12 protein-coding genes are annotated in these 14,434 nt (G+C 54.3%); 4 read left to right on the top strand and 8 right to left on the bottom strand.

The genetic code is table 11. The features are described from left to right. Positions 1-215: 215 nt before the first annotated feature. The 7 genes from ACNKIB_RS09765 to argB all read right to left on the bottom strand — a co-directional run bounded on the left by ACNKIB_RS09765 (position 216) and on the right by argB (position 9,498). A complete protein-coding gene (locus ACNKIB_RS09765; protein ID WP_417910357.1) occupies positions 216-2,399 on the bottom strand; it encodes a thrombospondin type 3 repeat-containing protein in 2,184 nt (727 codons plus the stop codon). 148 nt (positions 2,400-2,547) lie between these two features. Further along, positions 2,548-4,176, bottom strand: coding sequence for an NAD+ synthase (locus tag ACNKIB_RS09760; protein ID WP_417910356.1), 1,629 nt, complete (start codon positions 4,174-4,176; stop codon positions 2,548-2,550). A 342-nt stretch (positions 4,177-4,518) separates the two neighbouring features. Beyond that, complete coding sequence (locus ACNKIB_RS09755) at positions 4,519-4,647, bottom strand: hypothetical protein (RefSeq protein WP_417910355.1); 129 nt, start codon at positions 4,645-4,647, stop codon at positions 4,519-4,521. Beyond that, positions 4,648-5,352: a (d)CMP kinase gene (gene cmk / locus ACNKIB_RS09750; protein ID WP_417910354.1), complete on the bottom strand. Its 705-nt coding sequence runs from the start codon at positions 5,350-5,352 to the stop codon at positions 4,648-4,650. 6 nt (positions 5,353-5,358) lie between these two features. Further along, positions 5,359-7,011 carry a CTP synthase gene (locus ACNKIB_RS09745; protein WP_417910353.1) on the bottom strand — a complete coding sequence of 551 codons (1,653 nt, stop codon included), beginning with the start codon at positions 7,009-7,011 and terminating at the stop codon, positions 5,359-5,361. Between the two features lie 315 nt (positions 7,012-7,326). Beyond that, positions 7,327-8,526: an acetylornithine transaminase gene (locus ACNKIB_RS09740; RefSeq protein WP_417910352.1), complete on the bottom strand. Its 1,200-nt coding sequence runs from the start codon at positions 8,524-8,526 to the stop codon at positions 7,327-7,329. An 87-nt stretch (positions 8,527-8,613) separates the two neighbouring features. Further along, a complete protein-coding gene (gene argB / locus ACNKIB_RS09735; RefSeq protein WP_417910351.1) occupies positions 8,614-9,498 on the bottom strand; it encodes an acetylglutamate kinase in 885 nt (294 codons plus the stop codon). A 163-nt stretch (positions 9,499-9,661) separates the two neighbouring features. On the opposite strand from argB, the gene lptA reads away from it, so the two are divergent. Genes lptA through ACNKIB_RS09715 form a run of 4 tightly spaced genes read left to right on the top strand, consistent with a single transcriptional unit; the run spans position 9,662 to position 12,847 of the window. After that, positions 9,662-10,186, top strand: a complete 525-nt coding sequence (lptA, locus tag ACNKIB_RS09730; protein ID WP_417910350.1) for a lipopolysaccharide transport periplasmic protein LptA — start codon at positions 9,662-9,664, stop codon at positions 10,184-10,186. A gap of 3 nt (positions 10,187-10,189) precedes the next feature. Next, positions 10,190-10,912, top strand: a complete 723-nt coding sequence (gene lptB, locus ACNKIB_RS09725; protein ID WP_417910349.1) for an LPS export ABC transporter ATP-binding protein — start codon at positions 10,190-10,192, stop codon at positions 10,910-10,912. A gap of 15 nt (positions 10,913-10,927) precedes the next feature. Then, positions 10,928-12,367 carry an RNA polymerase factor sigma-54 gene (rpoN, locus tag ACNKIB_RS09720; RefSeq protein ID WP_417910348.1) on the top strand — a complete coding sequence of 480 codons (1,440 nt, stop codon included), beginning with the start codon at positions 10,928-10,930 and terminating at the stop codon, positions 12,365-12,367. A gap of 27 nt (positions 12,368-12,394) precedes the next feature. After that, positions 12,395-12,847: a PTS sugar transporter subunit IIA gene (locus ACNKIB_RS09715; RefSeq protein WP_417910347.1), complete on the top strand. Its 453-nt coding sequence runs from the start codon at positions 12,395-12,397 to the stop codon at positions 12,845-12,847. Positions 12,848-12,853: 6 nt separating this feature from the next. Here ACNKIB_RS09715 and ACNKIB_RS09710 read toward each other — a convergent pair whose 3' ends face one another. Next, positions 12,854-14,227 carry a class II 3-deoxy-7-phosphoheptulonate synthase gene (locus ACNKIB_RS09710; protein WP_417910346.1) on the bottom strand — a complete coding sequence of 458 codons (1,374 nt, stop codon included), beginning with the start codon at positions 14,225-14,227 and terminating at the stop codon, positions 12,854-12,856. Positions 14,228-14,434: the final 207 nt, after the last annotated feature.

Here is a 14,434-nt window from a genome sequence, read left to right as displayed (position 1 = left end):
CAAAAAAACACAGGATCACAGAAAAGGAACCAACACTGCGGGTGTAGATTGTTCAGGCAGGGCGAACTTCAGCCCATCAAGGGAAAACTCGCGGGGCAAGCACGAAGCCTTTGTTGTCCTTATGCAAGAGGTCTAATAAAAAAAGCGAGCCATGCACGTGGCTCGCTTCCTGCTTTCTAAGTCCGAGAACAGAAGCTCCCAGAAGGGATAACCGGTTATTTATCCTTTCTGAACTTAGTCCAAGTACCGCTGTTGCTGTCAAACTGCTCCCAGGTCCCGGTGTTGAGATAATTCTTTGAGCCAACTTCCAGAGCAACCGTCATCTCGCCTTTTAGGAGTGCATCAAGAGCCTTTTCATCCAGATCAGTCTCTTTAATATTGACAACACATTGTTTATTGTTGAACACACAGCGAACTACATCAACGTTGCCTTGACGATAGACCATTCTATTGCCTGCGACATCAAGGTCTGTACTGCTTGCGGTAAAGCTGTAGAGAGGCGCACCACATGGGCCAAATTTGAACTTTAAGCCAGTCCCGTTTTTCACCGCATCTTTTGCCGCTGTGCCAATGTCCGACATGCCCCGCATCTTGAACTCGGCAATGTCTCTGTCCATTTCCTTTGGTCTGACCGTGATAATACCGGTTACACCGACATCAAGCCCTTCACATACCTCTGTTGCCGGAGTGCAAGCATCCCCGATTTGATCGGCATTGGAATCCTTTTGATCAGGGTTTGCCACGCTTGGGCAATTGTCCTTGTCATCCGGGATGCCGTCTTTATCGGTGTCGATAACTACGTTTTGATCACAACTGCAAGCATCCCCCAGGCCGTTGCCATCCTTGTCTGCCTGATCCTGATTCGGAATATAGGGGCAGTTGTCTTGATCATCATGGACTCCGTCGCCGTCTTTGTCTGGATCGCAGATGTCGCCGATGCCGTCGCCGTCGGTATCTTTCTGCGTCGGGTTAGAAATGTTGGGGCAATTGTCCCCTTCGTCATTGATACCGTCGCCATCCGTGTCGTTGTCGCAGGCATCGCCAATCCCATCGCCGTCTGTGTCTTTCTGATCGGGATTCTGCACGTTGAGGCATTTATCCTCTTCATCATTGATGCCGTCGCCGTCTTTGTCTGAATCACAGGCATCGCCGATGCCGTCGCCGTCACTGTCTAATTGATCAGGATTGGCAACAGTAGGGCAGTTGTCGCTAGGGCAACCGTCATTTTCATCTGGGATGCCGTCCTTGTCTGTATCTACTTCGCAGGCATCGCCAATCCCATCGCCGTTGCTGTCTGTCTGATCCTGATTAGGCGTGGTCGGGCAATTGTCTTTTGCATCTGGGATGCCGTCGCCGTCAGCATCTGGTTCGCAGGCATCGCCCACACCAGGAAGTCCGGTTTCATCTTTCTGGTCAGGGTTAGGAACAGCGATGCAATTGTCGTTATCATCAATGACTCCATCTCCGTCAGTATCTGCTTCGCAGGCATTGCCGATGCCATCGCCGTCGCTGTCTAATTGATCAGGATTGGCAACGTTGGGACAGTTGTCACTTTCATCTGGAACGCCGTCTCCGTCCGTATCTGTGATGATTTTTTCTTCGCAGGCATTGCCGATACCATCGCCGTCGCTGTCCGCCTGATCCTGATTAGGCGTAACAGGGCAGTTGTCGTTCTCATCTATGATGCCATCGCCGTCAGTGTCTTTATCGGTAACGGTCACAGGCTTATTCGAGGGCGGTTGACAGGCAGGAGTTATGCGGTATTCATGCCCCAATGTCAACGATACGTCATCAGAGACATCAGGTGCGGTTCCGTTGGTAAAGTACCAGTTGGTGATATTGCCGAAATTCCCGGCATCAACAATGACAGTCCATTCTGTGCCACCAATTCCACTGACTACAATTCCGTCTGTACCCTTGAGTGCATATTTATAAGTTCCAATATATGCATTAGAACCTACCGGTGTCTCTTTAGCTTCTCCGGTATCATCTGCCAAAGCAACAAAAGGATCGGAAGTGCTGCCGACAATCCGAAAATTGAGACTAGCAGAATTGGCAACCGTGCCGGATTGATTGGCATCAGCCTTGCCAAAAATAAAACTAAAGCTTAAATCACCGGTGTTCAGATTGTGATGCATCCAACTATTGGCCGTCTTGTGTTGAACGTTAACATAAGCTGGATGACCTGAATTGCTATAGTAATTATAGTGATCAGCACCTGTCTGCGCTGTTTCTATAACCTTTACTGTGGCAATCTTGACGAAATTACCCGGGTCTGTCGAGTCCCAGACATCAACATAAGGTAAGCCGCAGCTCGTATCCGCAATTGCTGAGTAAAGCGGCAATATATTGCCGACAGAAAAACAGGTACACAACACTACTTTTTTGTAACATACCATGATAGCCTCCTGTAACTGGAAGAATTAATTGCTTCCAATCGATAGATATCTTCCTCCCTCTAAAGAAATATTATACCACATCTGAATCCTTCTTGAGAAGGATTATTAGCAACTCTATTGGTACTAATATTTAAACTGTGTATAGTTTTTATTCCAGAAATCCTTGCACCACCGGATACCTTCTGCCATAGCCAAAGGCCTTGCTTGTCACCTTCAGGCCCAGCGCGGCCTGCTTGCGCTTATGTTCATTGCGGATGATGCGGAGGATAATGCCGCGCACCGTCTCGCGGGCAAAGCCACGGGCGGCGATTTCCTCCAGACTGAGATGTTCTTCTAAATAAGCGGCCAAGATTGGGTCGAGCACCTCATACGGCGGCAAGTCGTCCTGATCCAACTGATCCGGCTTTAGCTCTGCTGTTGGCGGCCGGATGATAATCCGCTCCGGGATCACCTCGCCTGCCCGGTTCATCCAGCGGGCTAATTCATAGACCATCACCTTGGGTACGTCCGCCAGCACGGCCAGGCCGCCGCTCATATCGCCATACAGGGTGCAATAGCCCACAGCCATTTCCGACTTGTTGCCAGTGGAGAGCACCATACCGCCGAACTTGTTCGACAAGGCCATGAGCAGATTACCCCGGATGCGGGCCTGGATATTCTGCTCAGTCACGTCCTCAGGCAGCCCGGCAAAGAGCGGCGCAAGGGCCTGCTGGTAGGCCACCATCATTCCAACAATCGGGAGAATCTCCAAAGCGCAACCGAGATTCCTGCTCAACGTCTGCGCATCGTCAATACTCATCTGGGCGGTGTAAGGAGACGGCAAGGCCACGCCGAGCAGGTTCTCCGGGCCAAGAGCAAGGCTGGCTAACACCGCTGTCACTGCCGAATCAATCCCGCCAGACAAGCCAATTACCGCCTTGCGGAAGCCAGTCTTGTGCAGATAATCCCGCAAACCGAGAACAAGCGCGGCCTCAACCTGGGCAATCGAATCCTCTGGCACAGCACCTTGCTTTGCCTCCTGGCGCAGGTCATCGGTGTTGATGATCAGCATATCTTCACGGAAACCAGCGGCAGCCGCACAGATTTCACCTTGCTGATTCACCGCTGCGGAGTGGCCGTCAAAGATCAATGAATCCTGGCCACCGACCTGATTGACATAGAGCAAGGGTACAGCGTAGTGCTGACAGAGAGCAGCGAAGAGACGGCGGCGTTCGCCGAGCTTGCCGTGGTGATAGGGCGAGGCGGAGATGTTGATGAGCACATCTGGCCCTTTGCCAGCCTGAAACAAGGCCGCTACTGGATCGCAACAATACTGCCCTTGCTGCCAAATATCCTCGCAGACCGTCAAACCAAGATGCAGACCCTGGAAAGAAAAAGGCAGTGAGGGCTTGCCTGGCTCGAAATAGCGGCTCTCATCAAAGACATCGTAGGTGGGCAGGAGCTGTTTGCGCACCCGCTGGATGACCTTGCCCTGGTGAATGAGCAGAGCGGAGTTGTAGAGCGGTTTGCCTGGCCCGCTCCGCTGCTCGACCGCGCCCAGCACCACGCCGGTTTCGCCGACAGCGGCAATCAGTCGGTCTAAAGCGTGGTCATGGGCGGCAAGGAAATCGCGACGTTCGAGCAAATCCTGGGGCGGATAGCCGCAAAGGGCCAGCTCCGGGAAAATGGCCAGACCGCAGCCCTGCTGCTCCGCCTGCCGGAGGCGGTCAAGAAGCAGGGCCAGGTTGCGCTCGAAAGCACCAATGGTCGGATTGGTTTGAATCAGGGCGATACGCATGGCAATCTATTGAGCAAAAAAGGCAGCCACGTCAGGGCTGTTGGTGGAGGAGAGACGATGGAGCAAACTGTCTCATGACAGAATGTAGGCGTTACTCCTGAGAAAAAAGGGCGAGTTGTCCTGCTTGCAGAGGAGTTTGGGGAAGAGTACGGCTCGTTATGAAAGGAGTTTGGCTCGGCCAGAAAGGAGTTGAAGTCGGCAGAAGAGGAGTTTTGCTTGGCAGAACTCCTTTCCTGTTTGGCCACAGAGGAGTTTGGCCGACTCAAACTCCTTTGCAAGTCGGCAAGACTCCTTTGCGGCTCAACAGAACTCCTTTGCAAGTCGGCAAGACTCCTTTGCGGCTCAACAGAACTCCTTTGTTACTCGGCCAAACTCCTTTCTGGCCGAGTACAACTCCTTTCCAAGTCGGCAGAACTCCTTTTTTGCCAAACCAAACTCCTTTGCCAGCGACTTACAATCGAACGTTTCCAACTAGCAATGCTCCAGGCCTTGAATTACAGCCAGCATTTTCTCCGCCACTTCCTCAGCACTCAAGTTGGAAGAATCAATTAATACCGCATCTTCGGCCATGCGCAGCGGGGCAACTGTGCGCTCGCAGTCTTGCTTGTCGCGCTGGATGATCTGCGCGAGCAGAGCCTGCTCATTCACCTGTTGGCCTTTGGCCCGTAGCTGTGCAACCCGGCGGCGACAGCGTTCTTCTGGCGGCGCATCCAGATAAAACTTCCAGGCAGCGTCAGGAAAGACCACGGTACCGGTGTCGCGGCCCTCTGCAACGATCCCGCCTGCTTGGCCCATCTCTTGCTGCAAGGCCGTTAGCTTTGCCCGCACCGCTGGCAGGGCCGAAACCTGCGAGGCCAGCATTCCGGCTTCTGGGCTGCGGATGGCCGCGCTGATCTCCTCGCCATTCAGCAGCACCCGCACGTCGTCGCCCTCGTGCAAAGGCGGCAGCAGGCGGATCTCCAGCTGCTCAAGCAGCCCGGACAGCGCAGCTGCATCTGTCAGATCAATTCCCGCCCGCTTGCATTGAAAACCGACCACCCGGTACATCGCGCCAGTATCCAAATAGGTATAGCCAAGGGCCGCTGCTACCTTGCGACTGACCGTGGATTTGCCCCCACCCGAAGGGCCGTCAATGGTGACGACCTTCAGCTTTTTCTCTCTCTGCTCACCCATCATCCGCCCTCACTGCGCCTGGTTCTGCAAGGCTGCGGCAATAAAGGCCCGGAAGAGCGGATGCGGCTGCATGGGCTTGGATTTGAATTCTGGGTGGAATTGACAGCCGAGAAACCAGGGATGCTCGGCCAGCTCGACGATCTCAACCAAACTACTGTCTGGCGAGGTGCCGCTGACCATCAGCCCTGCCTGTTCGAGCTGCTCGCGGTAGAGATTGTTGAACTCGTAGCGGTGCCGATGCCGCTCACTGATCTCTGCTTGGCCATACGCAGTGTGGGCAAGGCTGCCTTCTTTGAGAACGCAGGGATACGCGCCGAGGCGCAGCGTGCCACCCATGTTGGAATTCTCGTCCCGGATCTCGGTTTTGCCGCTGCGGAAGTCAAACCATTCCTTCATCAGGTAAATAACCGGGTGTGCAGTGATCGGATTTAGCTCCACAGAGTCTGCGCCTTCCAGCCCAGCGACGTTGCGGGCGAACTCAACCACGGCCAGCTGCATTCCCAAGCAAATACCGAAGAAGGGCACCTTTTTTTCTCGGGCATGACGGATGGCCCGGATTTTGCCCTCGGTGCCTCGGCTGCCAAAACCGCCTGGTACGAGGATGCCATCGCAGCCAGCCAGTTCATCTACGGAGCCGCTGCTTTCCAAATCATCTGCCGCGATGTAGCGCAGGTTTACTTTCGCATTGCAGGCCAGTCCGCCGTGAATCAGGGCCTCGTGCAGGCTTTTGTAGGCCTCCTTTAGCTCGACATACTTGCCAGTAATGCCGATGGTCACGCTGCGGGCCGGGTTTTTGCTCCGTTTGACCAACTCTTGCCAGGGTTTGATATTGGGCGCACCGGTCCAGATTCCCAGTTTCTTCAAGATGCGGTCGTCTGCACCCTCTTCATGTAAGCGCAGGGGCAGTTCGTAGATGTTTTCCACATCCACTGCCGTGAATACCGCCTCGGCTTCGATATTGCAGAAGAGGGCAATCTTCTTCTTGAGCGAGGCATCTAAGGGCACCTCGGTGCGACAGATGAGAATATCCGGCTGAATCCCAGAGGCCAGGAGTTCTTTCACTGAATGCTGGGTCGGCTTGGTCTTGATCTCGCCCGCAGTCTTGATAAAAGGCACTAAGGTTAGGTGGATGAAGAGCGAATACTCCCGCCCCAAGTCGCCGCGCAGCTGGCGGATGGCTTCAATGAAGGGCAGGCCTTCAATATCTCCGACTGTACCGCCAATTTCGATGATCGCTACGTCAGCCATACCGTCAAGCTGCATCACTGCCTGCTTGATCTCGTCGGTGATGTGCGGAATCATTTGGACGGTGCCGCCAAGATACTCGCCGCGCCGCTCCTTCATGATGACGGAGTAGTAAATCCGGCCAGAAGTGTAGTTGTTAATCCTGCCCATCACCGCTTTGGTGTAGCGTTCGTAGTGGCCCATGTCGAGATCCGTCTCAGCACCGTCGTCAGTGACATAGACCTCGCCGTGCTGGAAGGGATTCATCGTGCCTGGATCCACGTTAATGTAGGGATCGAGCTTTTGAAAGGTGACGGTCATGCCCCGGCTTTCCAGCAGGGCACCGATAGAGGCTGCGGCCAGCCCTTTGCCGAGTGAGGAGAGAACGCCGCCGGTGATAAAGATGAATTTAGTCTTGCTGCTCGGTTGGATGTCCATTGCGCACTGTCCCTGTCTGTCGGTTTGGAAGAAATCAGCCTTGCTCCGCGCTGATTCCGCTGCGGGCAATGGCTTGGAACAATACTCGATCAGGAGGGGTTTGGCAACTGAGGGAAGGGGAAGCAGAGGGGCGTTGCCAGTTTCGTATAATTTGGCGAAGGATTGCGTTTTTCCTGGCGAAGCAACGAGTCTGATCCACTTTCGTTTGCGACGCATCTTGTTAAAAACAGTTGGGAACAGATCCCGCCCAACAGGGCGGGGCTATCTATTGTTGCAGGCAAGTTCTCAACGAACTGCGGGTAAGCCTCGGCCTTGCTATCCCAGCTCTGCCAGCACCTGCCCTAATTCCTCAATCACCCGGTTAATCTCTTCTTTGCTGACGATCAGGGGCGGAATGAAACGCAGGGCCTGCATCCCGGCAAAATTCATCAAAATACCGCGTTCAAACATGCGCTGAACAATTGCTGTTCCCTGCGCAATGCCATGATCTGTCAAAACTACGCCGAGCAGCATTCCTCGTCCGCGTACACCTGAACAAAACAGGGGAAACTTCTGCGCAATCTCTTCTAGCCGCTGGATGAAATAGGTGCTGCGCTCCTGCACATCCGCGAAAAAGCCCTCAGCCAGCATGGTCTTCAGCACTGCTACGCCCGCTGCTGCTGCTACTGGGTTGCCACCAAAGGTTGAGGCGTGCGTACCCGGCGTGAAGGCGGCAGCAATCTTGGTACGAGTGAGCATTGCACCAATGGGCAGGCCATTGGCAAGGGCCTTGGCCAGCGTCATGATGTCCGGCACCACGCCGCATTGCTCATAGGCAAAGAGACTGCCAGTACGACCGATGCCTGTCTGCACTTCGTCGAAGATTAACAGCAGGCCATGCCGGTCGCAGAGGCTCCGTATGGCTTGCAGATACTCCCCTGACAGTGGCCGCACGCCGCTCTCGCCTTGCAACGGCTCGCAGAGGACTGCGCAGGTCTTATCGTTGATCAGCTTTTCGATGGCCTCGGGTTCACCAAAGCCTGCATGGACAAAACCGCTGGGCAATGGCTCAAAGCCTTTGTGAAACTTCGGTTGGCCCGTGGCCGCTACGGTTGCCAGCGTCCGGCCATGAAAGGAACCGGAGAGAGAAATCACCTCATATCGACCTGCACTGCTGCTGTAGATGCGGGCCAATTTGATCGCCGCCTCATTGGCCTCTGCGCCAGAGTTACACATGAAGACCCGCTCGGCAAAGCTGTACTGGGTCAGCAGTTCAGCCAACTCAGTCTGCGGCTCAGTGTAGAACAGGTTGGAGACATGCAACAACTTCTTTGCTTGAGTGCAGACCGCCTCAGTCACTGCCGGATGACAATGCCCGAGCGAGCAGACCGCAATCCCGGAGAGAAAGTCCAAGTACTCCTTACCGTCCGCATCCCAGAGGCGGCAGCCTTCGCCCCGTACAATAGCTGCCGGAAAGCGGCTGTAGGTTCCTGCAAACACTGCTTCACCTCGTGTTATCCAATCTGAATTGTTCATCAGTCGTTTCTTTAGGTAGAATTATTTTGTCGAGCGAGACTCTGTCTTACCTCGCTCGACACGCTGTTGTGCCTTGAACGCAGCTGCTCACGCCGTGATCTCTGTGCCTATGCCTTTATGGGTGAAGATTTCCAGCAAGATGGCGTGTTCCTGCCGCCCATCGATGATGTGCGCTTTATTCACCCCGCCATTGATGGCGGAAGCGCAGCAGCGCAGCTTGGGAATCATGCCGCCCTTGATCACGCCATCGCTGATGAGCTGCTCGATGGAGGAAATCGCGATGGATGAGATAAGCTGGCCCTGAGCATCCTTCACCCCTTCAACATCGGTGAGCAGAATCAATTTCGCGGCCTTCAGCTCGGCGGCAATGGCTCCGGCTACTAAGTCAGCATTGATGTTGTAGGCCTGGCCGTCCTCGCCCACCCCTACCGGCGCAATCACCGGAATAAAATTCTTGCTATCTAAGGTTTCCAAAATGTCTGGATTGATTTTGGTTACTTCGCCGACTCGGCCCAAGTCAATCAACTCTGGCGGCGCATTCTCCCGCTCCGGCTTGCCTGGCACCTTCATCTTTTTCGCCTGAACTAAATCGCCGTCCCGGCCCGATAACCCCACAGCCCTGCCGCCGCAGTGGTTGATCAGGCCGACAATCTCCTTATTCACCTTACCGACCAGTACCATTTCAACCACATCCATCGTCGGGCCATCCGTGACCCTCATCCCCTGTACGTAGCTGGAGGTGATCTGCATTTTGGCGAGGAACTCGTTGATCTGCGGGCCACCGCCGTGAATAATTACCGGGTTGATCCCGATGTACTTGAGCAGGATCACGTCGAGAGCAAAGCTCTTCTTCAGCTCCTCATCCACCATGGCGTGGCCGCCGTACTTAATGACCACGGTTTTTCCGTTGAACTCACGGAGATAGGGTAAAGATTCGATCAGCACCTTGGCCTTGGTAATCTCATTCTGCATGGCATGACTCCAGTGGGGTTGGAATGCGGCTTTTCTTCTGTGAACAGGGAGATGGAAACACTTTACATTTTTCGGCGAACCCTGTATCTTGTACGTCTCTGGCACAAGACAGCCCGCTGTTTTTTTCAGCATCTTATAAAACATGATTCAGACAGGGACAACAATGTATTTTTTTTTATTCCCCACCCGGCGGCTTTTGGCTGCGGCCTTAACCGCTGCGATCATGGCCTCGGTAGGGCCAGCTTTCTGCAAGGAAAAGGAAAAAGAGGATGCGCCGATCAACATTGAAGCTGACCGCATGGTGTCGCAGGAAGAGAAAAATTCGGTGGTTTTTATCGGTAACGTCGATGCCAGTCAGGATAAAGTCACCATCCGCACTGACGAGATGACTGTCTTTTATGAACAGAGCAGCCCGGATAAACCGAAGAATAAGTCCAGCAAGGTGAAGAAGCTGATCTGCGTCGGCAACGTGCAAGTCACCCAGGAAGACTGGCTTGGCACCGGCGAGCGGATGGACTACTACGCCGACGAGCGCAAGGTAGTTCTCAGCGGTAAGGCCAAGGCATCAGAAGGGCAGAACATGGTCTCGAGCGACACCATTACGTATTATTTAGATGAGAAGCGGTCGGTGTTTGAGCAGGATCAGAGCAAGCCAGGCCGGGTTAAGGCGATCATTCAGCAGAAGTAAGGCATGAGCGTTCTGGAGACCAGGAATCTGGTCAAAGAATACCGTGCTCGGCGCGTGGTCGATCAGGTGAGTCTAGAGGTACGGAGTAGCTCTATTGTCGGTCTCTTGGGGCCGAACGGGGCAGGCAAGACCACCACCTTTTATTCCATAGTCGGCTTTATCCGGCCTAGCGCGGGAGCGGTGCTGTTAGATGGCGAGGAAATCGGTGATCTGCCTATTCACGAGCGGGCAGCCAAGGGTATTACCTATCTGGCCCAGGAGTCCTCGGTCTTTAAAAAGCTGACGGTTGAGGAAAATGTCCGCATCGTCCTGGAGCCGCTGGGTCTCAGCCGCAACGAGATCAGCCAACGCATCGGCGAGCTAATGGCCGAGCTGAAGATCAGTCATTTGGCGAAAAACAAGGGCCATGCCTTGTCTGGCGGCGAGCGGCGGCGGGTGGAGATCATGCGTGCCTTAGCCGTGCAGCCCCGTTTTATCCTGCTTGACGAGCCGTTCGCCGGGGTTGATCCGCTCTCAGTGGCTGACCTCCAGCAAATCATCCGCGTTCTCAAAGCCAAGGGCCTTGGTATCTTGATTTCCGACCACAATGTCCGCGAGACCCTCCAAGTCTGCGATTTTGCCTACATCATGAACGAAGGCCAGATTCTGACCAGCGGCGCAGCGGGCGACATTATCCGCAGCGAGCTAGCCAAGAAGATGTACCTCGGCGAAAATTTTACGCTGTAGAGCTGGTCGCCACGCATGAGCCTTGAACTCCGCCAGCATTTGAAGCTGGCCCAGAAGCTGCTCATGACCCAGCAGCTCCAGCAGGCGATCAAGCTGCTCCAGCTTAACCGGCTGGAGCTGCTCGGAGCTTTGCAGGCTGAAATGGAACAGAATCCGCTTCTGGAAGAGGTTCAACCGGAGGACAGCGGCCTGGTGGAGATGCAGCCTGCTGAGGAAATAGGGGAAGGTGGCGAGACACCAATCACAGGCCGAGTAACAGGCGACGATCCAGCAGCAACAGCCGAAGTCAACTGGGAGGACTACAGCAACAACTTTGATGCAGACTTCTCCTTTGCCCGTGAAACTCCAGCGGCAGACGCGCCTTCCCGCTTGGATTTTGTTTCTGCTACACCTAACTTAGTTTCCTTCTTAGCTTGGCAGCTTACCCATCTCTGTTTAGACGAACGAGATTTGGATATTGCCCGCTTTATTCTCGGCAATCTGGATGGTCACGGTTTTTTAGACGCAGAAATTGCCGATATCTGCCAACATGTCGGCTGTTCTCATCAAGAAGCAGAGGGAATGCTGCGGCTAGTGCAAAGCCTGGATCCACCTGGTGTGGCAGCCCGGAGCGTGCAGGAGTCGCTTCTGCTCCAGTTGGAGCGGAAAGGGCTAGAGGACAGTTTAGCCGGATATATCGTAACGGATTTCTTTGAGGAACTGCAAAACCGCAACTTCGCTGATATCGTCCGCCGGACTGGCAGCAACATCCGTGAGGTCCAGAAGGCGGCGGTTCTGATCGCTGCACTGAATCCTTATCCCGGCAATGCGTACAGCAGCGAGCCAGTGCAGTATATTACCCCAGATGTGTATGTCATCAAAGTTGACGATGAATTCGTAGTGCAGCTCAACAGCGAGGATATACCCCAGCTCCAGCTCTCTGTCGAGTATCGGGAGATGTTGACCGCCAAGCTAACTGCGGATTCCAAAGAATATCTCCACAACAAAAAACGGAACGCCCAGTTGCTGATTAGTGCCTTGGACTACCGACAGAGTACCATCTGCCGAGTCATGGAGAGTATCATCCGACACCAGCGCGAATTCTTTGAAAAAGGGCCTGGCTTTCTCAAGCCACTCGTTCTCAGCGACATAGCCCAGGATGTTGGGGTCCATGAATCGACGGTCAGCCGGGCAGCTGCGAATAAATACGTCCATACCCCGCAAGGCCTGTACGAGCTGAAGTATTTTTTCTCCACTGTCGCGGCAGAGTCAGAGGATGGGGAGGATATGACAGCGGAATCGATCAAACAGCGGCTTGGTCAGTTCGTCCGGCAGGAGAATCCGGCCAAGCCTTTGAGTGATGGTGCGCTGGCCGAGCTGCTCGAAAAGGACGGCATCAAAGTAGCTCGCCGTACAATTGCCAAGTATCGCGAGCAGATGAAGATTCCACCGGTTAAGCACCGCCGAAAGAACTAACACTTTTACAACACAACAGGAAGACGGATGCCAGAACTGACCGAAGAAGGGATTATACTTGAGCTGAAGGCAAGAAGTAAAGATGAGCTGCTCCATGAGTTGGCCGCAGCAGCGCAAAGGCAGTGTCCATATCTACAAGCCGAGGCAGTGCGGCAGGTGTTACTGGAGCGCGAGCAGATCGGCTCCACTGGCGTTGGCAATGGAATCGCCATCCCGCACGGCAAAATGCCTGACCTCCAGAAGCTACTCCTCTGCTTCGGCAGATCAGGCCGGGGCATCGCCTTTGAGGCGAGGGATAGAATGCCGGTACATCTGTTTGTCATGATTCTCTCGCCCTTAGACATGGCAACAGAATACCTCCAGACCCTAGGCAGGGTCAGCAGGCTCCTGAAGGACGAAAGCATTCGGGGTAAGCTGCTACAGGCCTCGAACGCGAAAACCGTGCAGCAGCTTTTCAGCCGAGCCGTTGACAAAGAATAGCTGGGTTTAGTCGTTTTTAATCATCTCAGCAATCTTGAAGGCCATTTCCAGCGACTGCTCGGCATTCAGCCGAGGGTCGCAAGCGGTGCAATAGTTCCGTAACAGATGTTCATCGCTTAGACCAGCCGCGCCACCCGTGCATTCAGTCACGTCACCCGTCTTTTCATCCCTGCCAGTCAGCTCGAAATGCACTCCGCCTGGCACTGCCCCTTCGCTGCCGCAGATGGCAAAGAAGCCTTTCAACTCGGCGAGAATATCCTCGAAGCTGCGGGTCTTGCAACCGCTCAACGCCTTGCGGATATTGCCGTGCATAGGGTCGCAACACCAGAGGACAGGCAGTCCTGCGCCCTTTACAGCCCGAATCAGCGGCGGCAAATACTGTTCAACCTTGCCCGCACCGAAGCGGGTGATCAGGGTCATTCTGCCTTCTTCATTGTTCGGGTTGAGCAGCCGGATCACCTCAAGGATGTTGCTGATTTCATGCGCTGGCCCGACCTTCATACCCAAAGGGTTCTGCACGCCACGCAGGAATTCGATATGTGCACCGTCTAATTGTCGCGTGCGGTCGCCTATCCAGAGCATGTGACCGGAGCAACCATACCAGCGACCGCGTACTTCATCCTCTGAATCCTCGCGGGCCAGCGACTCCTCGTAATCCAAGAACAGGGCTTCGTGCGAGGTGAAGAACTCCACCTCTTTGATCTGCGGCATATCGGTGTGGATGCCGATGTTCTCCATGAAATTGAGCGTCCGCTCAATCTGCCGGGCCACACCCTGCTCGTAAGAGCCGCCAACAGGCGAGTTTTTGACAAACTCCTGGTTCCATTTGTGCACGTTATGCAGAGAACTGAAGCCGCCTTGGGCAAAAGCGCGCAATAAATTCAGGGTGGCTGCCGAAAGATAATAGCCCTTGAGCATCCGCTGCGGATCAGCCTGGCGGGCAGCAAGATTTGCCTCCTGCGAATTGCACATATCGCCCCGGTAGCTGGGCAGTTCCACGCCGTTGATCATTTCAGTGGGGCTTGAACGCGGTTTGGCGTACTGGCCAGCGATGCGGCCTACCTTGATCACTGGTTTACCGCCTGCGTAGGTGAGAATTGCGGCCATTTGCAGCAGCACTTTCAAGGTGCTTTTGATGTTCGGGGCTGTGCAACGAAGGAACTCCTCTGAGCAATCGCCGCCTTGGAGCAAGAAGGCCTCGCCTTTGGCTGCCTTGGCGAGATGCGCCTTCAGTTCGCGGATTTCGCCCGCTGCCACTAAGGGCGGCAGGTGCGACAGCAGTTCTGTGGCTTCGCGCAATTCGTGCACAGGCCATTCTGGCTGCTGAAGAGCCTGTTTGCTCTTCCAAAGGGATTTTGTCCAGGTGTTTTGTGTGGTCATAACCTTGTCTCTTACAGAGGTTGAAATGGCTCGTAGGATCTATCCTCAGGAGTTAAGTACCCGTCAACTCTGCTAGGGGACTTACAGAATGTACCAGTTCTGGGAAGATAGCTTGGAAAATAGGGTAGAATGGTCAGGATATCCACAATGGAGAAGGTGCAAGTACTGGGCAACACAGGCGAGCTAGGTCGGCTTTTTTTCTCCCCA

Source organism: Candidatus Electronema sp. PJ, from assembly GCF_048287395.1.
GTDB lineage: Bacteria > Desulfobacterota > Desulfobulbia > Desulfobulbales > Desulfobulbaceae > Electronema.
The sequence above is the reverse complement of the archived record's forward strand: the minus strand, read 5'-3'. Positions and strand labels throughout refer to the sequence as shown.

Excerpts from the sequence above, each read along its gene's own strand:
- ACNKIB_RS09765 (WP_417910357.1), bottom strand. The coding sequence starts at position 2,399 with ATGGTATGTTACAAAAAAGTAGTGTTGTGTACCTGTTTTTCTGTCGGC.
- ACNKIB_RS09760 (WP_417910356.1), bottom strand. The coding sequence starts at position 4,176 with ATGCGTATCGCCCTGATTCAAACCAATCCGACCATTGGTGCTTTCGAG.
- cmk (WP_417910354.1), bottom strand. The coding sequence starts at position 5,352 with ATGATGGGTGAGCAGAGAGAGAAAAAGCTGAAGGTCGTCACCATTGAC.
- ACNKIB_RS09745 (WP_417910353.1), bottom strand. The coding sequence starts at position 7,011 with ATGGACATCCAACCGAGCAGCAAGACTAAATTCATCTTTATCACCGGC.
- ACNKIB_RS09740 (WP_417910352.1), bottom strand. The coding sequence starts at position 8,526 with ATGAACAATTCAGATTGGATAACACGAGGTGAAGCAGTGTTTGCAGGA.
- argB (WP_417910351.1), bottom strand. The coding sequence starts at position 9,498 with ATGCAGAATGAGATTACCAAGGCCAAGGTGCTGATCGAATCTTTACCC.
- lptA (WP_417910350.1), top strand. The coding sequence starts at position 9,662 with ATGTATTTTTTTTTATTCCCCACCCGGCGGCTTTTGGCTGCGGCCTTA.
- lptB (WP_417910349.1), top strand. The coding sequence starts at position 10,190 with ATGAGCGTTCTGGAGACCAGGAATCTGGTCAAAGAATACCGTGCTCGG.
- rpoN (WP_417910348.1), top strand. The coding sequence starts at position 10,928 with ATGAGCCTTGAACTCCGCCAGCATTTGAAGCTGGCCCAGAAGCTGCTC.
- ACNKIB_RS09715 (WP_417910347.1), top strand. The coding sequence starts at position 12,395 with ATGCCAGAACTGACCGAAGAAGGGATTATACTTGAGCTGAAGGCAAGA.
- ACNKIB_RS09710 (WP_417910346.1), bottom strand. The coding sequence starts at position 14,227 with ATGACCACACAAAACACCTGGACAAAATCCCTTTGGAAGAGCAAACAG.